Here is a 19,539-nt window from a genome sequence, read left to right as displayed (position 1 = left end):
GACACGCCGGGCCGCGTTTCCGCGCGCCGACACGGTGGGTAATGGCCCGTCGACGACGCGGCACGGCGTCGCGGCCGGCACGGAACGGACGGTGAGGGCGATGAGCGGGTCAGTGGCGGAGCGGGAACGGAACACCGCCGCGGGCGGCACCGACCTGTTCACCGTCGGCGTCGAGGAGGAGTTCCTGCTCGTCGACCCGCACACCGGCGCCGCCGTACCGGCCGTCGACCTGGTCATGGAACAGGTGCCGGCCGAGCTGCGCGGCCAGGTCGAGCGGGAGTTCCAGACCAGCCAGATCGAGATCGGCAGCCCGCCCGGGCTGGAACTCTCGTCCATCCGGCATTCGCTGGGGGTGCTGCGCGCCGCGCTGGCCGACGCCGCCGAGCGGGCCGGCGTACGGGTGCTCGCCATCGGCACCGGCCCGGTGGACGGCCCGGTGCCGCCGGTCGTCGACAAGCCCCGCTTCGACCAGATGATCGAGCGGTTCCGGCTGCTCGTACCCGGCCCCGGCAACAACGGCATGCACGTGCACGTCGGCATCCCGGATCCGGACACCGGCGTGCAGGTGCTCAACCACGTCCGCGCCTGGCTGCCGATCCTGCACGCGGTGACCGCCAACTCCCCGTTCGCCAAGGGCGAGGACACCGGCTACGCGAGCTGGCGGTCGGTGGAGTGGGAACACTGGCCGTCGGTGTCGCCCACCCCCTTCCTGGAGTCCCACGAGCACTACCAACGGCTGATCCGGCAGCTCATCGCCAGCGGGGTGATGCTCGACGAGGGGATGCTCTACTGGTACGCCCGGCTGTCGGCGAAGTACCCGACGGTGGAGATCCGGATCGGTGACGTCTGCCCGTCGGTGGACGACGCGGTGCTGGTCGCCGCCCTGGTGCGGGCCCTGGTGGCGACCGCGATGACGGACATCGCCGAGGGCCGGCCGGCCGTCCGGACCGACCACCACCTGCTGGTCGCCGCGCACTGGCGGGCCGCCCACGACGGGCTGGAGGGCGAGGGCGTCGACCTCACCGACGGCGAGCTGCGGCCGACCTGGGAGTTGCTGGACAGGCTGGTCGACCGGGTGCGTCCCGAGCTGGACCGGCACGGCGACCTCGACCAGGTGACCGACCTGCTGGGCGGGCTGCGTCGGCACGGCAGCGGAGCCGCCCGGCAGCGCGCCGTCTTCGCCCGTACCGGCCGGCTGGTCGACGTGGTCGAGGACGTGGCCCGGCAGACCCGTGGCTGACCGGCGCGGCCCGGGCCGGACCGCGCGGGGCGGCCCCGCGCGGGAGGTCCGCGTGACAGGATGGTCCTCGTGGCGGAACGGCTGATCGTCGTCGGCGGGGACGCGGCCGGGATGGCCGCCGCGTCCCAGGCCCGGCGTCGCCGCGACCGCGACGACCTGTCGATCGTCGCCTTCGAGCGGGGCCACTTCACCTCCTACTCGGCCTGTGGCATCCCCTACTGGATCAGCGGGCTGGTGCCCGAGCGGGACCAGCTCATCGCCCGCGACCCGGCCACCTTCCGGGAGCAGTTCGACATCCACGTCCGGCTCCGGCACGAGGTGACCGGCATCGACCTGGAACGGCGCGAGGTGGTCGCCCGGGACCTCGACGGCGGCGGCGAGGTCCGCGAGGGCTTCGACACCCTGGTGTACGCGGCCGGCGCGGTGCCGGTGAAGCCGGCCTGGGCGCGCACGGGGACGCAGGGAGTCTTCGGGATGCAGACCCTCGACGACGGCGCGGCGCTGCGCGACTGGCTGGAGAGCGAGCCCCGGCCCCGCCGGGCGGTGGTGATCGGCGGCGGCTACATCGGCGTCGAGATGGCCGAGTCGCTGATCCAGCGGGGACTCACCGTCGACCTGGTCGAGCAGGCCGACCAGCCGATGTCCACCGTGGACGGCGACATGGCCGAGCTGGTCGCCGACGCCATGAAGGGAATCGGCATCCAGATCCGCACCGGCCTGGCGGTGACCGGGCTGGAGGAGCGGGACGGCCGGGTCGCCGCCGTGGTCACCGCCGAGGGGCCGATGCCGGCCGACGTCGTGGTGCTCGGCCTCGGCGTACGCCCCAACACCGCGCTCGCGGAGGCCGCCGGCCTGCCGCTCGGGCCGACCGGCGGGGTCCGGACGGACCGGCGGATGCGGGTGCCCGGGGTGCCGGGCGTCTGGGCGGCCGGGGACTGCGTGGAGACCCTGCACCGGGTCAGCGGGATGCCGGTGCACGTGCCGCTCGGCACCCATGCCAACAAGCAGGGCCGGGTGGCCGGCATCAACATCGGCGGCGGGTACGCCACCTTCCCGGGTGTGATCGGCACGGCGGTGACCAAGGTCTGCGACCTGGAGGTGGGGCGTACCGGCCTGCGGGAGCGGGACGCCGTCGCGGCGGGCTTCGAGTTCGTCTCGGTGGTGGCCGAGTCGACGAACCGCGCCGGCTACTACCCGGGCGCCCGGACGATGACCGTCAAGCTGATCGCCGAGCGGCCCAGCGGCCGGCTCCTCGGGGCGCAGATCGTCGGCTGGTCCGAGGCGGCCAAACGGATCGACACGCTGGCCGTGGCGCTCTGGAACGGCATGACGGTGGACGACATGACGGCGCTGGACCTGGGTTACGCCCCGCCGTACGCGCCGGTCTGGGACCCGGTGTTGATCGCGGCCCGCAAGGCCGTCGACGCCCTCGCCGGCCCCGGCCGCTAGGTCGCCCGCGCTCCGCACCCGATCTTTGTCGGGGGGCGCGGTTAGCGTGTGCGCGCTGTCGCAGTGCCGGTTTCCGGCGCCGATTCCCCTCGGAGGCACCCATGTCGCAGGAGACGACCTACCTCGAACTGTCCGAAGTGGACGGTAGTGCGCACAAGTTCTACGAGATCGTGGTGGCGGACACCGCGCTGACCGTGCGCTACGGCCGGATCGGCGACCAGGGCCAGGTCAAGACCAGCACCTTCCCGGACAACGTGCGCGCCCGCGCCGCCGCCGCGAAGAAGATCGGCGAGAAGATCCGCAAGGGGTACGCCCCGGCGGTGCGCGGCGTCCGGCAGAAGCGGGCGGTGTCCCGCCGGCAGATCGTCAGCACCCGCTCCACCGCCCACACCGCCCCGGTCCTCTGGCGGTACGACTCGGGCGCCCCCGCGTTCGGCATCTTCATCGACGGGCAGAGTTGCATGGTGGGCAACGAGCACGGCGTCATCACCACGCTGAGCCACGACGCCCGGGTGCTGAACCAGGTCCGGCTCCCCGACGGGGTGAAGTGCATCGTCGCCGACGACGCCTGGATCTACGCCGGCTGCGACGACGGCAACGTGTACGACCTGTCCGGCAAGGTGCCCCGGGTGGCGTACGCGATCGCCCCCGAGATCGACATCTACTGGCTGGACATCCACGACGGGGTGCTGGGTGTCTCCGACGCCGACGGCGGGATCGCCGCGATCGACCACGAGGACGAGTTCCTCTGGCGGCGGCCGGGGCGCGGCCGGGCCGCCTGGATGGTCCGCTGCGACGCCGACGCGCTCTACCACGGCCACTCGCAGGGGGTGACCGGCTACGACTGGCGGACCGGACGGGAGCTGTGGCACACCCGTACCGGGTCGGTGCTCTTCGGCTGGCAGGAACGGGACGCGGTCTTCGCCGGCACCGGCACCCGGGAGGTGGTGCGGCTGCGCAAGGACGGCCGCACCGGACGGGCGTACCGCTGCGACGCCCCGGTCTTCTCCTGCGCCACCGCGGAGGGCGGCCGGTACGTCTTCGCCGGCGACAGCCAGTCCTCCATCTACTGCTTCGACGCATCCGGCAACCGGCTGTGGAAGCTCGGCACCGGCTGCGGCTCGGCGTACTCGATGCAGTACCACGAGGAGCGGCTCTACGTGGTGACCACCGGCGGCTACCTGGCCTGCGTCGACGCCAGCGAGCCGGCGATCCGGGCGGCCGAGGCGGGCAGCGTGCCGGAGGTGGTGGACGTCAAGGCGCCGGCCCGGCTGCCGGAGCCGGCGGCCTGGACGACCGTCGAGGTGACCACCGACGACCGCGACGGCGTGGTGGTGCAGTGCGTCGAGGACCGCGGCCGGCTGCGCATCCAGGTGCTCTCCTCCGGCTACCGGCGCGACTGGTCGGTGCAGTTCCCCAAGGGCATCCGCGAGCCGGGCGCGCGCTACCTGGTCACCGAGGTCCGGCAGTCCGGCCGCGGCGGCTTCTACCGGACGTACGGCGACATCCGCCGCCTCCGCTGACCGGCGCGGTCCCGCGAGCGGGCCGGGACGGCCTGCCGGCCGGAATCGGTTGTACGCGGGGACCCGATTGCGTCGAGGATGGTCGGATGGCCGTCGAACTGGAGATCCCCGAGGGGCTGCGTTGGACCGAGCGGGTCCCGGCCGGGCGGGAGTGGCTGGCGACGCTGCCGGACCGGCTGGCCGAGTGCGTCGAGCGCTGGGAGCTGCGGGTCGGTGCGCCCTACCCGTACGCGTTCGCGTCGCTGGCCGTGCCTGCCACGCTGCCGGACGGCACCCCGGCCGTGCTCAAGCTCCAGTACCCGGACGAGGACAGCGTGCAGGAGGCGACCGCGTTGGCGCACTGGGCCGGCCGGGGGGCGATCCGGCTGCTGGCCCACGACGCCGAGCGCCGGGCGCTGCTGGTCGAGCGGTGCGTGCCCGGCAGCCCGCTCCACCAGCTCCCGCCCGATCGGGCGCTCGACGCGGTGGTGGAGCTGCTCCCCCGGCTCCAGGTGCCGGCCGGCCGGCCGTTCACCCCGCTCGCCGAGGAAGCCGCCGGCTGGGCCGAGCGGATGCCGGTGCACTGGGAGCGGGCCAACCGGCCGTACGAGCGGCGGCTGCTCGACGCCGCGCTCGGGCTGCTCGACGAGCTGGCGCCGAACCAGGGTGAGCAGGTGCTGGTCAACCAGGACCTGCACGCCGGCAACGTGCTGCGGGCCACCCGGGAGCCATGGCTGGTGATCGACCCGAAGCCGGTGGTCGGCGAGCGGGAGTTCGCCCCGGTGCCGATGGTGCGCGGCGCCGAGCTGGGCCACTCTCCCGCGGCGGTGCGACACCGGTTGGACCGGCTCAGCGCCGAGCTGGGGCTCGACCGGGAGCGGGTCCGCGGCTGGACGATCGGGCACACCCTGGCCTGGAGCGTCGCCGAGGGCCAGGTCTTCCCGAACCAGGTCGAGGTCGTCCGCTGGCTGCTCGGCGTGGAGTGACCGGGCCCCGGAGACGGCTGGGGACCGGTGCATCCCACAAGTCCTCCTTCAGGCCGGATACGGGGCGGCGTCGCGTGCCGCCCGCAGGGCTGCGGCCCACCAGGCGAGATGATCCAGCAGGGTCTTGGCATATCCGGGCGCCTCGGGGTCCAGTGGCCGGCCGTCTTCCCAGCCAGTGCGGTAGTTCGGGAAGGCCAGGCCGTCGCGGATCGTCACCGCGTGCAGTTCGGTGAGGACGTTCTCCAGATGGAGGACGGCATGGCGACCGCCGGCGGCGCCGCCGCACCTCACCCGCATCGAGCAGGGACGGGACCGCAACCCGTCGCCCGCAGTGTTGACGCAGCCGACGAGTTGAGGGACGCGGCCCGGCGACACCACGACGAACGTTCGCCGCGACACCGATGATGGCCGGCCGGATCGGTTGGCGTCTGGTGTGCCCGCGGCACCGGCCCGGCGTCAGCCGGCCTGGCAGGTGGCGCACCAGTAGAGGTTGCGGCCGGCCAGGTCGCCCCGGCTGACCTGGGTGCCGCAGACGTGGCAGGGCGCGCCGGGGCGGCGGTACACGTACACCTCGCCGCCGTGCCGGTCGACGCGGGCGCCGCGGCCCATCGCCTCGGGCAGGTGGGCGTCGCGCACGGTGTCGATCCGGCCCCGCTCGACGGCGAGGGTCATCAGCGCGACCAGGTCGGCCCAGAGTTCCCGCCAGCCGGCCGGGGTCAGCTCCCGGCCGGGCAGGGTGGGCGGCAGCCCGGCCCGGAACAGCGCCTCGGTCACGAAGATCAACCCGGTGCCGGCGACCACCGACTGGTCCAGCAGCAGCGCGGCGAGGGGCGTCGGGCTGCGGGAGATCCGGGCGTACGCCCGGTCCGGGTCGGCGTCGGCGCGCAGCGGGTCCGGGCCGAGCCGGTCGCGCAGCGCCGCCACCTCGGGCGGGGTGAGCAGCTCGCAGGCGGTGGGACCGCGCAGGTCGAGCCAGTGCCCGTCGCTGGTCAGCCGCAGCCGCACCTGGCCGACGGGCGGCGGCGGTTCGCCGGCGCCGTCGGCGACCTTGCCGTACAGCCCGAGGTGGACGTGTAGGGCCAGCTCGCCGGCGTAGTGGTGCAGCAGGTGCTTGCCGTACGCCTCGGTGCCGTCCAGGACGGTGCCGGTGAGCCGGGCGGCGCCCTCGGCGAAGCGGCCCTGCGGGCTGGCGGCGTGCACCTTGTCGCCGGCGAAGAGCTCGGCGTGCCGGGCCGCCAGGCGGTGGATGGTGTGTCCCTCTGGCACGCCGGCAACGGTAGCCCGGCGTCGACCCGCCCGCGGAGGCCGACCGCCGCGCGATCCGGGTCGCTCGGGGCCGGCCGGCGCCCGGTGCCCGCGCCACCGGGGCCGACCGGCAGGCCGGGCGATCCGTCGATGGGTGTCGGCGACTCGGCGACGGGGTACATCCTGTCCGTCACGCGTGGCTGCCACTGCGCTTCCGTGGCCTCCACGCCCTTGACCAGGAGGTGTGCAGTGAAGATTCAGTCGCGCCGCAACGGAACGGCGCAGAACGAGGACGTGAACGGCGACGGGCGCGTCGACGAGCGGGACGACGTCGCGTCGCCGGACCGGGTGGACGGCACGGCGGGACGGCCGGTGGTCGCCGACCGGGACGACGACCGGGCGACGTCCCGGAGCACCGCCACCGACGGCGACCGCGTCCCGGACGCGGAGCAACGGGCGGCGACCGCGCGGGCCGCCACCGTACGGCCGGTGGGCGCGGACACCCCGCGGGCCGGCGCCGTGGTGAGTCCGGACCCTGCCCGGGAGCGGACCGTCGACCTGGACCGGAGCCGCGACCGGTCGGTGGAGCGGCCGGTGCCGGTGGACCGGGACCGCGCCGACCTCGACGACCGCGCCGAACCGGTCGCCGTAGGCCCGAAGCCCCGGGCCAGCCTGCTGGCCACGCTCGGCCTGATCGTCTCGGTGGTCGGCGCGCTCTTCGTGCTCACCGGCACCCTCGCCGGGTACGGCGTCGGGCTCGGCGCGGTCGGCGCGGTCCTCGCCGTGCTGGGTCTGATGGCCACCCGCCGCCGGCACATCGCCGGCAAGACCGACGCGCTGATCGGCATCCTGGTCGGTCTCGCCGCCGTGGTGCTCGGCATCGTGGCGCTGACCGGCCAGTTCGACTGGCCGACCACTGACGGCGACTGGGTGGGCCGGTTCCGCGAGTGGCTTGACTCACAGTTTGCCGGCGTGTTCTGACGGGCATTTTCCGGCTCGCCGGCGGTGCGTCGGCACGCCCGACCAGCTCCGGTGGTTCACCGGCCGGGCACATCCTCTTTCGGGGGCGGCGATTCGCCGCCCCCGAAGTGCGTCCGGGGCCTGATGATCGGCCCGACGCAATGAATCGTCGGACTGCCAGCCTCAGACGCAACGATCCGGCGGCCAACGCAACTTCCGACGGTGGATGTCGTCGCCTCGGGCCGCATACCGTTGACCAACGGCGCCAGCCCGTGGGCCACGGTGGCCGGGCGCGCCCGACCGCTGGGAGCAGGACAATGACGATGGACGCCACCAGGCAGCGTTTCCTGATGTGCCGGCCGACGTACTTCGCCGTCGACTACGCGATCAACCCGTGGATGGACCCGACCGCCCCGGTCGACGCCGACCTGGCGATCCGGCAGTGGGAGCAGCTCCGGCAGACGTACCTGGACCTGGGCCACGAGGTCGAGCTGGTCGACCCGGTCGCCGGCCTGCCGGACATGGTCTTCGCCGCCAACGGCGGCACGGTGATCGACGGCAAGGCGATGGCGGTGCAGTTCCGCGACCCGCAGCGCGCCGACGAGGCCCCCGCGTACCGCGCCTGGTTCGAGGCCGCCGGCTTCGAGATGTACGACCCGAAGCACGTCAACGAGGGTGAGGGCGACGTCCTGCTGGTCGGCGACCACCTGCTGGCCGGCACCGGCTTCCGCACCGCGCACGCCTCGCACGCGCAGCTGCAGGAGGTCTTCGGCTACCCGGTGATCACCATGCAGCTGGTGGACCCGCGCTTCTACCACCTGGACACCGCGCTGACCGTGCTCGACGAGCGGACCGTGGCGTACCTGCCGGAGGCGTTCTCGCCCGGCAGCCAGGCGGTGCTGCGCCGGCTCTTCCCGGACGCGATCCACGCCACCATGGCCGACGCCGAGGTGCTGGGGCTGAACGCGGTCAGCGACGGTGAGCACGTGGTGCTGCCCGCGCAGGCCACCGAGCTGGCCGCCAAGCTGCGCGACCGGGGCTACGAGACGATCGGGATCGACCTGTCCGAGCTGCGCAAGGCCGGCGGCGGACCGAAGTGCTGCACGTTGCGACTCCGTCAGGGAAGGGCAAGCAAGTGATCGAGGACATGCTGCGGACTCCGGCCGCGGTCCGGGACGCGGAGCGCTGGACGGCGCACAACTACCACCCGCTGCCGGTGGTGGTCTCCTCCGCCGAGGGGGCCTGGCTGACCGACGTGGACGGCCGGCGGTACCTGGACTGCCTGGCCGGTTACTCCGCGCTGAACTTCGGCCACCGGCACCCGAAGCTGATCGAGGCCGCGCACGCGCAGCTCGACAAGCTCACCCTGACCAGCCGGGCGTTCATCCACGATCAGTTCGCCGACTTCTGCAAGGAGCTGGCCGAGCTGTGCGGCAAGGACCTGGTCCTGCCGATGAACACCGGCGCCGAGGCGGTGGAGACCGGCATCAAGGTGGCCCGCAAGTGGGGCTACCAGGTCAAGGGCGTCACCCCGGGCCAGGCGAACATCGTGGTGGCCGAGGGCAACTTCCACGGCCGGACCACCACCATCGTGAGCTTCTCCACCGACGAGGACGCGCGCGCCGACTTCGGGCCGTACACCCCGGGCTTCACGGTCGTCCCCTACGGCGACCTGGACGCGCTGGCCGCCGCGATCGACGAGAACACCGTCGCCGTGCTGCTCGAGCCGATCCAGGGCGAGCAGGGCGTCGTGGTGCCGCCGGAGGGCTACCTGCCGGGCGTCCGCCGGGTCTGCACCGAGAACAACGTGCTCTTCATCGCCGACGAGATCCAGTCCGGCCTGGGCCGGACCGGCGCCACCTTCGCCTGCGAGCACGAGGGCGTCGTGCCGGACATGTACCTGCTGGGCAAGGCGCTCGGCGGCGGCATCGTGCCGGTCTCCGCGGTGGCCGCGAACGCCGACGTGCTCGGGGTGCTGAAGCCGGGCCAGCACGGCTCGACCTTCGGCGGCAACCCGCTGGCCTGCGCCGTCGCCACCGAGGTGGTCCGGCTGCTGGCCACCGGCGAGTTCCAGCGGCGCTCGGCCGAGCTGGGCGAGCGGCTGCAGGCCGGCCTCCAGGCGCTGGTCGGCAAGGGCCTGGTCGCCGTCCGGGGCCGCGGCCTCTGGGCCGGCCTGGACATCGACCCGACGCTGATGACCGGCCGGCAGGCCTGCGAGCGGCTGATGGAGCGGGGCGTCCTGGCCAAGGACACCCACGGCTCGACGATCCGCCTCGCCCCGCCGCTGGTCATCACCGAAGCGGAGATCGACCACGCGGTGGCGCAGCTCGCCGCAGTGCTGGCCGGCTGACCTCGTACGCGGAAGGGCGCCGGGACCGTGACGGTCCCGGCGCCCTTCGTCGTCGGCCTCAGGGACGTGGCAGCCGCATGGCCATGGTGGGGGCCTCCGCCATCACCGAGGTGGGCGTGAACGGGGCGCCGCTGGGCAGCTCGTCGGCGCGGGCGATCTGCACGCCGGGGTAGAGCTCGACGATGTCGCCCTCCGCCAGCACCCGGGACTGCTGCGGGGCGAGCGGGAGCCGGTCCGGCTCGGCCATCGAGCCGGCCGGCCGGATGCCCGAGCCGTTGGTGCTGGTGTCGGTCACGATCACCTCGCCGACCCGCAGCTCGAGGCGCACGTGGTTGCGGCTGATCCAGCGCCGCGACTCGTCGTTGAGCCACTGGCCGAGCGTGATCCCGCCTGTCTGTTCCGGGGCCCGCCCGACCAGCACCGGCTGGGTCTCGGTGAGCACGAACCGGCGGCGGACCAGCCCACCGATCCGGACCGCCAGCACCTCCGTACGCGGCCGCGGCCCGGCGTCGCCGAGCCGGGCGCCGTGCCGGGGGCAGGTCGGCACGCCACCCCGGAGCGTGGGCGGCGGCTGCCCGGCCGGGGCGCGGTCCACCCGGGCCAGGTCGGCGAAGGCGCCACCGCCCCCACCACCGCCGAAGAGCGCGCAGCCCGGCTCGGGGCAGCGCCACTGCCGGCCGAGCAGCTTCGCGCCCACCGACGACCGGGTGCCGGTGGCCGGGCTCTGCCCGCCCCCGACGTGCGCGATGAAGACCGGCCCGCCCGCGCCGGGCACCGGGGCGAGCACCCGCCCGGCCTGCCCGAGCCATGGCCACCGGCCGCCCAGCCCGTCGAAGCGGACCCGGCTGAGCACCGGCAGGCCGAGCAGGTCGGCGACCTCCAGCATCCGGTCGCCCGGGTTGTCCAACACTTCGACCAGGCCGTCGTCCGCCCAGCGGCGGACCACCATCCGCTCGTTGGAGGTCAGGTCGGCGTCGGAGAGCAGGGCCCGGTGCACGATCGCGTAGACCGGGACGCTGTCCTCCTCCAACTGGCGGGCCAGCGCGTCGATCACCATGCCGAGCCGAAGCAGGCTGGCCGGCCGGCCGGCGTCGAGGTCCTGCCAGCGGATCACCTCGGCCAGGTCCACCACGGCACGGGCCAGCGACGGGTCGGTGCAGACCCGACCCTCGATGGCGTCCAGCACCTTGCTGATCTCGAATCTCATCGGGCGCTCCGGACGATGTCGTCGATCCGCCGGGCCAACGCGAAATCACGGTGGGTCACCCCACCGGCCGAGTGCGTGACGCAACGGAAGGTCAGGGTCCGCCATCGGATGTCGATGTCGGGGTGGTGGTCGAGTTCCTCGGCCGCCGCGGCGACCCGGTCGACCACCGCGACGGCCGCCGGGAAACTGCCCAGCTCAACGGTGCGGCTGATCCCGGCCGGGTCACCCGACCAGTCCGCCAGCCCGCCCAGCTCGTCTCGTACCGCCTCGGCGGTGAGCAGGTCTGCCATGCGTCGACCCTACCGGGAGGGCCTACCGGAGCCCCGCCCCGCCACCGCCGGGCACGCCGGTGAGCAGGGCGGCGGCCGGCGAACGGGTCACCGGTCGCGCAGCGGGCGGCCGACCTCGTGCAGGTGGGCCAGCGCCTGCCGATACGACTCGACCAGCCCGGTCTCCGCGTACCCGATGCCGTGCTCCGCGCAGTACGCCCGGACGATCGGCCGTGCCCGCCGCAGGTTGGCCCGGGGCATGTTCGGGAACAGGTGGTGCTCGATCTGGTAGTTCAACGCGCCGAGCGCCGCGTCGACCAACCGGCCGCCGCGCACGTTGCGCGAGGTGAGCACCTGCTTACGCAGGAAGTCGAGGTCGTCGTCCGCGGACGGCATCGGCATGCCCTTGTGGTTGGGGGCGAACGCGCAGCCCATGTAGAACCCCCAGAGACCCTGGTGGACGGCGACGAAGAGCAGCGCCTTCCCCGGCGACATGACGGTGAACACCAGCCCGAGGTAGCCGACCGCGTGCGCGCCGAGCAGCAGCGCCTCGACCGCCCGGTGCCGGACCGGGGTGGTCCAGCGCCCGTCCGGCTCCCGGCTGGTCAGCGCCCGGACGCTGGCGACGTGCAGCGCCAGCCCCTCCAGCAGCAGCATCGGGAAGAACAGCCACGCCTGCCGCCGGGCCAGCCAGCGGCCGAAGCCGCGGGTCGCCGCCGCCTGCTCGTACGTCCAGACCAGCGCGCCCGCCCCGACGTCCGGGTCCTCGTCCTCGTGATTGGGGTTGGCGTGGTGCCGGTTGTGCTTGTCGACCCACCAGCCGTAGCTGAGCCCGACGGCGAGGTTGCCGGCGATCAGCCCGGCCACCTCGCTGTGACCGCGCCGGCGGAACATCTGCCGGTGTCCGGCATCGTGCCCGAGGAACGCCAGCTGGGTGGTGGCCACCGCCATCCCGACCGCGACCAGCAGCTGCGCCCAGGAGTCGCCGACCGCGACCAGCACCGCCCACCCGGCCAGGAAGGCGCCCAGGGTGAGCACGATCCGCACCGCGTACCCGACCGGGCGGCGGGCGAAGAGGCCGGTCTCGGCGACCCGGCGGGACAACCGTGCGTAATCACTGCCCCGCCCTGCCGGTGGTGCCGCCAGCGTCGAAGAAGTCATCTGCGCTCCCCGTTCCTCGGTCGTGTGGCCCCGCCAGGCGGCGGGCCCGCGTACCGATTCTGGTCGGCACGGTTGCGCTGAGTAATACCGTACCCCCCCGAGCTGGGGGTGGGGCTGGCCCTACCTCAGCTCATCCGGCCGACCATGATCCGCAGCCGGGCCAGGTCCCGCCGGCGCCGCTCGTAGGTCGCGGCAAGCGCGATCAGCGCCAACCCGCCGAGACCCAGGTAGATCCACCGAGGCAGCAGGTCCCAGCCGCGGGCCAGCTCGTGCAGCGCGAGCGGGACGAGGGTGGCCGCGCCCAGCAGGACCGGCGCCTGCCAGCGCCGGACCGCCCCGGCGAGCACCGCGCCGAGCGCGACGACGCCGAGCGCCAGCCGCCGCCAGGGCTGCGGATCCGCCGCCACCAGCACCGAGACCAGGCTGGGCAGCAGCGCCGCGGCCAGCCCCGGGCCGAGCGCCAGCCAGCTGTTCAGCCCGGCCCGGGTACGCAGCGCCACCAGGCCGGCGGCGAGGGCCAGCCCGGCCGCCGGCACCGTGTACGCCTCCAGCAGCGCCACCCCGCCGGCGACCAGCAGCAGCCACCCCCCGAGCAGCTCGCTGCCGCCCGCGACGCCGGCGAGGACCCAGCGCCGGGAGGTCGGCTCGCCCCGCCGCAGCACCCGGAGCGCGACGGCCACGCCCCAGAGCGCGCAGACCGCCGCCGCGTGCCGCAGCGCGCCGCCGGCCAGCAGCAGCGCCAGCACCGCGACCGCCTGGGCGGCCGCCTCCAGCGCCACCGCGAGCGCCGGGCCGCGTCCGGTCGCCGACCGGCCGGCCGCCAGCGCCGCTCCGACGCGGCCCTCGCGGGCGGTGAGGGCCGGCGCGGCGAACAGGACCAGCACCGCCACCGCCAGCACCCCGAAGGCGGCGGTACGCAGTGGCAGGCCGCCGGCCAGCGCCGCGGTCACCGCGAAGCCGGCCGCCGCCAGCACACCCGACAGCCAGCCGGCCAGCCGGGTGTCGGCGTGCCGCCCGACCGCGCCGACGACGGCCGCGGCCACCACCAGCGCACCCAGGCCGGCGAGCGTCCCGGCCCGGGTGGCGAGCAGTCCGCCCAGCCCCGGGACGGTCAGCGCCAGCCCGACCGGCAGCGTCACCGGGAGCAGGGGCGGGCGCGGCGCGGCGAGCGCGGGGGCCAGCAGCGCGGCCAGTCCGACGCCGAACGCCACCGCCGGCGCCACCGGCCAGGGCGCGCCGGCCGCCACCAGCAGCACCGGCAGCCCGGCCGCGCCGAACGGCAGCCCGGCCAGCGCCGGCACCCACCGCCCGCCGCGCACGACCCGGGCGTACGCCGCCGCGGCGGCCCCGAGCAGCAGCAGGGTCAGGCCGGCGCCGCCGGCACCCGGCACCTGGTCCACGGCGGGCACCCCGGACCAGGCCGGGACCGGCAGGTCGACGAGGACCCGCAGGGTGACCGGCGCGACGGCGAGCAGCGCCAGCCCGGACAGTCCGGCCCCGACCAGGCGCGGGGCGATGCCCGGCCGGGCACCTCCGCCGACGGCCAGCGCCAGCAGCACGCCCAGCGTGGCGTAGAGCGACACCCGCTCGGCCCCCGGCACGACCAGCGGCGCGGCCCCGACCAGCGCGAGCGCGGCGGCGAACCCGGTCGAGGCGTACCCGAGCAGGTCCGGCCACTGTCGACGGACGGCGAGGACCCCGAACACCAGCACCCCGACGGCGGCGAACGCCCCGCGCAGCTGCCACCAGGGCGGCGCCCCGGCGGCGATCAGCCCGACGGCCACCCCCGCCGGCACGGCGAGCACCGCCGCGGCCAGCGCCACCCCGCCGACGGTGGGCTGGACGCCGGCGCCCCGCCGGCCCCGGGCCGCCACCAGGGCGCCCGCCGCGGCCACGACGGCGAGCGCCGCTCCCGCCCCGGCGGGATTGGCGAGCCCGACCAGCAGGCCGTGGCCGAGCAGGACGGCCCCGCCGAGGGCCGGGACGAGCACGGTCGCGTACCGCCGGCGCGGCCGGAGCACGGCGGACGCCACCAGCACGGTGGCCGCCAGCAGGTCGGCCGCCACCACCACGGGCCACGGGGTGGCCGCGACCGCCGGGGCGGCCAGCACGGCCAGCGCCCCACCCCCCGCGACGACCGGCCGGGTGGCCCGGGGCAGCAGCAGGGCCACCGCCGCGGCGGTCAGCAGCACGGCGACCGGCAGCTGCCACCCCCAGTGCGGCGCCGGCCCGGCCGCAGCGCCGTGCCACGGCGGCAGCGACCGGAGGACCGCACCGCCGGCGAGCACGACCGTGGCCAGCGTGGCCACCTGCGCCAGCCCACCGGCCACCACCAGCGCCCCCACCCGTGGCCCGGTACGAAGCCGCCCCGGCAGCACGCGGACCGCCCCGGCCAGTACGGCCACCACCGACCCGGCCGCGAACAGCAGCAGCCCCGGACGCAGCTCGGCCACCGGCCGGAGCAGCGCGGTGGCGAGCATCGGCACCAGCAGCCCGGCCGCGACCAACCGGTACGTCCGGCCGCCCACGGCCAGTGCCCCGCCGAGCAGGGCGACCGACACCAGCAGCAGCGGGCCGCCGGCCAGCAGCGGGGTACCGGCCGCCCGGCCCCGGGCCAGCGGCACCAGCGCGCAGCCGGCGGCGGCGGCGAGCGCGACCCCGTGGCCGAGCCAGCCGAGGACCCGCCCGGCGACCACCGCCGGGGTGCCGACGAGCATTCCCGGCCCGGACGCCCCGGCCGGCACCCGGGGACGCAGGGCGACCACCACCACGAGATCGCCCAGCGCCACCCCGGTGCAGACCAGCGCCCACCCGGCGGCCGACGGCCGGGCCGCCGCCGCGGCCAGCGGCAGCACCGGCTGCGCGACCAGCAACGCCGCGAACCACGGCACGGTCAGCCAGCTCAGCCGCGCGTACCCGGCCGCCACCGCCGCGCCGATCCCCCCGACCAGCGCGGCGTACCGGGTCCCCGGCCAGCCGGCCACGCCGAACAGGTCCACCGTCCAGGCGGCGTACCCGTCGAGGAGCACCAGCAGCAGCCCCACCGCGGCGAACGTCTCGGCCGTGCCGCGCAGCCCACGCCGGGTCGCGACCAGCGGCGCGGCCAGCGCGAGCACGGTGACCGCGGCCAGGATCAGTGCCCGGCCGGCCACCCCGACGGCCGCCCAGGCGACGGCGGTGAAGACGATCGCCGCGGTGCCGAGGAGGAGTCCACCGAGGACGAAGAGCAGCCCCTGCACGGTCCGGGTGGAGGTCTCCGGCCGGCCGGGCCCGGCCACGGCCGGCGACGGCGGCGCCGGGACGGGTGGCACGGGACGCGGCTGCGGCGACGGGATCTCCAGGCGGATCCGGGCGGCCAGCTGCGTCCGGCGCTGCCGTGCCGCGCCCAGCCGGGCCGTCAGGTCCTGGTACGTCACCCGGGCCCGCTCCACCTCCGGGGCCAGCGCGGCGATCTCCCGGTCCAGCCGGACCACCTCGGCGGCGGGCGGGTACGGCGGGCGACCGCAGCCGGGGCAGCCGGAGGCGAGGTCGGCGGGCGCGCCGCAGCCGGGGCAGGGGTAGCCGGTGTTCTCCACCCGGCCAGCATCGCGCCCGGGGGGCCGGCCGCCCAGAGTAGGAGTACCTAGGGACGGCTGTGTTCGTGCACCCAGGTCGCGTAGTCGGGGTTGCCGCTCTCCACCCGGGTCACCAGGATCTCCGGCACCTCGTACGGGTGGTTGGCGCGGAGCTGGTCGACCAGGGCGGTCACCCGGTCCGGGGCGGTCTTGAACTGCACCGTCCACTCGGGGGTGGTCTGGATCGCCGACTGCCACCAGTAGGTGCTGTCCACCTGCCCGCCGACCTGGGCGCACGCCGCCAACCGTCCGGCGACGGCCGCGGCCGCCAGCACGTCCGCGACCGACCGCGCGTCCACCACCGTCGTCACCACGCAGATCTGCTCCACGAACGCACCCTACGGGAGACTCCTGCCGATCGCCTGGGACCGCGTGCGGTCAGGTGTCGACCCCGTCGCGATTGGCCGCGACCCAGCCGTCGATCCGGGCCCACCAGTCGAAGAGCCAGTCGATGCGTTCCTGCCGGTCGACGGGGACCTCCTCGGGCGGCACCGACCAGAACCGCATCACGATCCGCTTGTCCATCGGCAGCTCCCGCCACACGTCGGCGACGGTGAGCATGCGGTCCAGACCGGTGTGCGCGACGAAGATCACTCCGGCGTCCGGGGCGGCGTCCAGGGCGGCGAGCAGCCCGCCCGGCTGCGGGGCGAGCACGTGCTCCATCCGCTCGGCGCGCAGCGCCATCCGCTCCAGCCCCAGCGCGCGCAGCCGGGCGATGGCCCGCAGCCGGCGGCCCGGGGTGAAGTTGCCGCCCTCCGGGAAGATCACGAACGCGTCGTCGTCGTCCAGGCCGCTGGCGAGGTGGCCGATCTGCGCGATCATCGTCTCCCGGCCGTCCGACCCGGGGGCGATGAACCGGTTCGGCAGCCGGTTGAGCAGGACGTCGATCGTCGGGTCCCACTGCAGGCTCTCCTTGAGCACGATCCGGGGCTCCCGGTGGAACCAGTTCACCAGCGCGTGGATCAGGATGAACGAGTCCCCCGGCCCGGCGTGCCGGCAGAGCACCAGCTCCGGCCGGCCGGGCAGCGCGGTGTCCGGGTCCGTGCCGACCACGTCGATGCTCAGCCGCAGCGTCCAGCGGGCCTGCCAGAACAGCACCCGCAGGAAGTGCCCGGCCAGCACGTAGTGCGCCCGCTGGAAGATCGGCGTCCGCTTGCGGGCGCCGAAGCCGGAGGCCAGCCAGAGGACGAAGAGGGCGAGCAGCGCGGCCGCGTCCCAGATCAGGTAGACCGTGCCGATCCAGAGCAGGCGCAGCGGCCGCAGCCGGCCGGGCACCAGCGGGGAGGCGGCCAGCGCGAGCAGCGCCCAGACCGGCAGCGTGGTCACCACCGCCACGGCGAGCAGCACCACGCCGGGGGCCAGCAGCAACCGGCGTACCCACCGGGGCGGCAGCGGCATCAGTGGTCCAGCTGGGTCGCCAGGTAGTGCCGGGAGGCGGTGTACGCGCGGCTGATCCGCCGCCCCACCGCCGCCATGTCCCGGTACGCCCACGGGCTGTCGTCGCGCGGCCCCCCGCCACCGGTCGGCAGCACGTGCACCTCCACCCCGTCGGGCAGGGCCGCCATCTCCCGGGCGAACCGGTGCCGCCGGGCCACCTCGAACGCGACCTGGGCGATCTCCCAGGGCCGCCGGGGCGGGGTCAGCTGCCGCTCGATCCGTCCCACCTGGAGCACGAAGATCCGCGTGGCGCCGGCCGCGACCGCCTCCCCGATCGGGATCGAGTTCACGATCCCGCCGTCGATGTAGTGCTGGCCGTCGATCTGGGTGGGCGGCAGCAGCCCGGGCACCGACGCGGAGGCGAGCACCGCGGGCACCAGCGGTCCGCTGTGGAACCAGTGCTCGGCGGCCCGCTCGATGTTCGCCGCGCAGCAGCGGAACGGCACCCTCAGGTCCGCGAAGGTGGTCTCCTCGCCCAGCTCGCTCTCCAGCAGCCGACGCAGCGGCCGGGGCGAGTGCAGATGGGTCCGCGCGGCGAAGCGGCGCAGCTGCCGGGCGACCGAGTCGCCGTACACCTCGCTGGCCTCCGGGGAGGCCCAGAGCCGGACCAGCCGGTCGGTGACGGCCTCGGACGGATCGGCCGCGACCAGGGCGCCGTTGACCGCCCCGATCGAGGTGCCCAGCACCATGTCCGGCCGGATCCGGGCCCGGAACAGCGCCCGGAGCATGCCCACCTCGACCGCGCCGAGCACTCCCCCGCCGCCGAGCACGAACGCCACCGGACCGCCACTCATGGCGTTCATCCTGGCACGCGCCCCGCAACGGGCCCGCCCGAGCCGGCCCGCCCGCCGCGCGCCGTCACCCCGGGCCGCGCGGACGTCGCGGAGCGCGACGAGAAAACGGACAGCCATTGACAGGCCGGACACATTCCCGCACCTGATAGCGCTCCCGAGCCCAGACAGGCGCGGCAGCGCGAGGGGAGCATTCGCCCGCGGGTACGCCCGTCAGCTCGGCGCCGCGGCCGCCCGGCTGGCCGCGGCGCGGGCCTGACCCGTCAGCGGGCCGCGACCGGGACCGGCTGCCGCGCCCTGAACCCGACGGCCCGGTCCGCCAGGAAACTCCGGTACACCGCCTCGTAGCCGCGGGCCATCCGCTCCACGGAGAAGTTCTCCGCGACGTGCGCCACGCAGTCGGCCGGGTCCAGCCGGGGCGACTCGCGCAGCGCCGCCGGCAGCTCGTCGGCCCGGTCGCAGACCAACCCGGTCCGGCCCGGGCGGACCAGTTCCGGCACCGCGCCCCGGCGCAGCGCCACCACCGGCGTACCGGTCGCCATCGCCTCCAGCATCACCATGCCGAACGGCTCCTCCCACTGAATCGGCATGATCAGGCAGCGGGCGTCGAGCAGCAGCCGCTGCGTGGCCTGCCGGTCGGCGTTCAGCACCACGGTCACGTCCTCGTCCAGCAAGGGCTCGACCACCTCCTGGAGGTAGCGGCGCTCGGCCGGCTCGTTGCACTTGCCGGCCAGGGTGAGCGGCAGACCGGCCGCCCGGCAGGCCCGGATCGCCACCTCCGGGCCCTTGTCCGGGCTGAACCGGGCCAGCCAGAGCACCGGCCCCTGACCGGGTGTCCGCTTGCTCGGAAGGTCCCGTGCCGGCATCGCGTTGTGCACCGTGCCCGCCCAGGGCAGCCCCGGATTGGCCCGACGCTGGGCGTGCGAGATGGCCACCAGACCGACGTCGCGGTCGATGTCGGCGAGCACGTCGCCGTACTCCCCCACCGGATTGCCGTGCACGGTCGCCACGGTGGGCACCGCCCGATGGTCGGCGATCAGCGGGCCGATGGTGGTGTGGTCGTGGATCACGTCGAAGTCGGCGGCGGAGATCAGGCGGTTGACCCGAGCCAGGTGCGCCAGCTCGGGCAGCGCCTCGCCGAGCCGCTCGTACTGGAGGTCGGGCACGGTGGAGACGAACTCGGCGGCGGTGCCGTGCTCCGCGCCGGCGCCGAACAGGGTGACCACATGCCCCTCCCCGACGAGGCCGTCCACCAGCCCGGCCACCACGTGTTCCAGGCCGCCGTAACCGGGCGGCGGCAACGACAGCCACGGCGGCGCCACCATCGC

General features: G+C 75.3%; 17 protein-coding genes. 7 read left to right on the top strand and 10 right to left on the bottom strand.

Annotation, left to right across the window (positions count from 1 at the left end; genetic code table 11):
• Positions 1–91: 91 nt before the first annotated feature.
• From GA0070613_RS14350 to GA0070613_RS14335, 4 genes are all read left to right on the top strand, one after another.
• Positions 92–1,240, top strand: a complete 1,149-nt coding sequence (locus GA0070613_RS14350; protein WP_089015941.1) for a carboxylate-amine ligase — start codon at positions 92–94, stop codon at positions 1,238–1,240.
• 69 nt (positions 1,241–1,309) lie between these two features.
• A complete protein-coding gene (locus GA0070613_RS14345; protein ID WP_089015940.1) occupies positions 1,310–2,689 on the top strand; it encodes an FAD-dependent oxidoreductase in 1,380 nt (459 codons plus the stop codon).
• Between the two features lie 101 nt (positions 2,690–2,790).
• Positions 2,791–4,212 (top strand): WGR domain-containing protein, encoded by a 1,422-nt coding sequence (locus GA0070613_RS14340; RefSeq protein ID WP_089012763.1) that lies wholly within the window; start codon positions 2,791–2,793, stop codon positions 4,210–4,212.
• An 86-nt stretch (positions 4,213–4,298) separates the two neighbouring features.
• On the top strand, positions 4,299–5,177 hold the full coding sequence (locus GA0070613_RS14335; protein WP_089012762.1) for an aminoglycoside phosphotransferase family protein: 879 nt from the start codon (positions 4,299–4,301) through the stop codon (positions 5,175–5,177).
• A 48-nt stretch (positions 5,178–5,225) separates the two neighbouring features.
• On the opposite strand, the gene GA0070613_RS14330 is transcribed toward GA0070613_RS14335, so the two are convergent.
• The gene (locus GA0070613_RS14330; RefSeq protein WP_197699078.1) at positions 5,226–5,474 is read right to left on the bottom strand and encodes an NADPH-dependent FMN reductase family protein; all 249 of its coding nucleotides are present in this window, start codon (positions 5,472–5,474) and stop codon (positions 5,226–5,228) included.
• A gap of 159 nt (positions 5,475–5,633) precedes the next feature.
• Positions 5,634–6,443, bottom strand: coding sequence for an Fpg/Nei family DNA glycosylase (locus GA0070613_RS14325; RefSeq protein ID WP_089012761.1), 810 nt, complete (start codon positions 6,441–6,443; stop codon positions 5,634–5,636).
• 228 nt (positions 6,444–6,671) lie between these two features.
• Between GA0070613_RS14325 and GA0070613_RS14320 the strand changes: the two genes are divergently transcribed.
• The 3 genes from GA0070613_RS14320 (at position 6,672) to rocD (ending at position 9,732) form a co-directional block, all read left to right on the top strand.
• Positions 6,672–7,403, top strand: coding sequence for a DMT family transporter (locus GA0070613_RS14320; protein WP_089012760.1), 732 nt, complete (start codon positions 6,672–6,674; stop codon positions 7,401–7,403).
• Between the two features lie 302 nt (positions 7,404–7,705).
• Positions 7,706–8,521, top strand: coding sequence for a dimethylargininase (ddaH, locus tag GA0070613_RS14315; protein ID WP_172875988.1), 816 nt, complete (start codon positions 7,706–7,708; stop codon positions 8,519–8,521).
• Positions 8,518–9,732, top strand: a complete 1,215-nt coding sequence (gene rocD, locus GA0070613_RS14310) for an ornithine--oxo-acid transaminase (RefSeq protein WP_172875820.1) — start codon at positions 8,518–8,520, stop codon at positions 9,730–9,732. The genes ddaH and rocD overlap by 4 nt, the downstream gene beginning before the upstream one ends.
• Before the next feature lie 58 nt (positions 9,733–9,790).
• Here rocD and GA0070613_RS14305 read toward each other — a convergent pair whose 3' ends face one another.
• The 8 genes from GA0070613_RS14305 to GA0070613_RS14275 all read right to left on the bottom strand — a co-directional run bounded on the left by GA0070613_RS14305 (position 9,791) and on the right by GA0070613_RS14275 (position 19,536).
• Positions 9,791–10,939 carry an FHA domain-containing protein gene (locus GA0070613_RS14305; RefSeq protein ID WP_197699077.1) on the bottom strand — a complete coding sequence of 383 codons (1,149 nt, stop codon included), beginning with the start codon at positions 10,937–10,939 and terminating at the stop codon, positions 9,791–9,793.
• Positions 10,936–11,229 (bottom strand): 4a-hydroxytetrahydrobiopterin dehydratase, encoded by a 294-nt coding sequence (locus GA0070613_RS32965; RefSeq protein WP_197699076.1) that lies wholly within the window; start codon positions 11,227–11,229, stop codon positions 10,936–10,938. Before GA0070613_RS32965 ends, GA0070613_RS14305 begins: the two co-directional genes overlap by 4 nt.
• Before the next feature lie 87 nt (positions 11,230–11,316).
• Entirely contained in the window at positions 11,317–12,369 is a 1,053-nt protein-coding gene (locus GA0070613_RS14300; RefSeq protein WP_089012758.1) for a fatty acid desaturase family protein, read from the bottom strand.
• Between the two features lie 125 nt (positions 12,370–12,494).
• A complete protein-coding gene (locus GA0070613_RS14295; protein WP_089012757.1) occupies positions 12,495–15,944 on the bottom strand; it encodes an SCO7613 C-terminal domain-containing membrane protein in 3,450 nt (1,149 codons plus the stop codon).
• Positions 15,945–15,991: 47 nt separating this feature from the next.
• A complete protein-coding gene (cutA, locus tag GA0070613_RS14290) occupies positions 15,992–16,312 on the bottom strand; it encodes a divalent-cation tolerance protein CutA (protein ID WP_089012756.1) in 321 nt (106 codons plus the stop codon).
• Between the two features lie 49 nt (positions 16,313–16,361).
• Positions 16,362–17,381 (bottom strand): 1-acyl-sn-glycerol-3-phosphate acyltransferase, encoded by a 1,020-nt coding sequence (locus tag GA0070613_RS14285; protein ID WP_089012755.1) that lies wholly within the window; start codon positions 17,379–17,381, stop codon positions 16,362–16,364.
• Positions 17,381–18,214, bottom strand: a complete 834-nt coding sequence (locus GA0070613_RS14280) for a patatin-like phospholipase family protein (protein WP_089012754.1) — start codon at positions 18,212–18,214, stop codon at positions 17,381–17,383. Before GA0070613_RS14280 ends, GA0070613_RS14285 begins: the two co-directional genes overlap by 1 nt.
• Positions 18,215–18,474: 260 nt before the next feature.
• Positions 18,475–19,536: a glycosyltransferase family 4 protein gene (locus tag GA0070613_RS14275; protein WP_172875987.1), complete on the bottom strand. Its 1,062-nt coding sequence runs from the start codon at positions 19,534–19,536 to the stop codon at positions 18,475–18,477.
• Between the last annotated feature and the right edge of the window lie 3 nt (positions 19,537–19,539).

It is taken from the genome of Micromonospora inositola, from assembly GCF_900090285.1.
Classification (GTDB): domain Bacteria; phylum Actinomycetota; class Actinomycetes; order Mycobacteriales; family Micromonosporaceae; genus Micromonospora; species Micromonospora inositola.
Note: the sequence above shows the minus strand (reverse complement) of the source record. Positions and strands in the feature narration are given on the sequence as shown.

Coding starts and splice junctions, on each gene's coding strand:
- ddaH (WP_172875988.1), top strand. CDS start 7,706: ATGGACGCCACCAGGCAGCGTTTCCTGATGTGCCGGCCGACGTACTTC.
- GA0070613_RS14275 (WP_172875987.1), bottom strand. CDS start 19,536: ATGGTGGCGCCGCCGTGGCTGTCGTTGCCGCCGCCCGGTTACGGCGGC.
- GA0070613_RS14285 (WP_089012755.1), bottom strand. CDS start 17,381: ATGCCGCTGCCGCCCCGGTGGGTACGCCGGTTGCTGCTGGCCCCCGGC.
- GA0070613_RS32965 (WP_197699076.1), bottom strand. CDS start 11,229: ATGGCAGACCTGCTCACCGCCGAGGCGGTACGAGACGAGCTGGGCGGG.
- GA0070613_RS14300 (WP_089012758.1), bottom strand. CDS start 12,369: ATGACTTCTTCGACGCTGGCGGCACCACCGGCAGGGCGGGGCAGTGAT.
- GA0070613_RS14280 (WP_089012754.1), bottom strand. CDS start 18,214: ATGAGTGGCGGTCCGGTGGCGTTCGTGCTCGGCGGCGGGGGAGTGCTC.
- GA0070613_RS14305 (WP_197699077.1), bottom strand. CDS start 10,939: ATGAGATTCGAGATCAGCAAGGTGCTGGACGCCATCGAGGGTCGGGTC.
- GA0070613_RS14340 (WP_089012763.1), top strand. CDS start 2,791: ATGTCGCAGGAGACGACCTACCTCGAACTGTCCGAAGTGGACGGTAGT.
- GA0070613_RS14330 (WP_197699078.1), bottom strand. CDS start 5,474: ATGCGGGTGAGGTGCGGCGGCGCCGCCGGCGGTCGCCATGCCGTCCTC.
- GA0070613_RS14335 (WP_089012762.1), top strand. CDS start 4,299: ATGGCCGTCGAACTGGAGATCCCCGAGGGGCTGCGTTGGACCGAGCGG.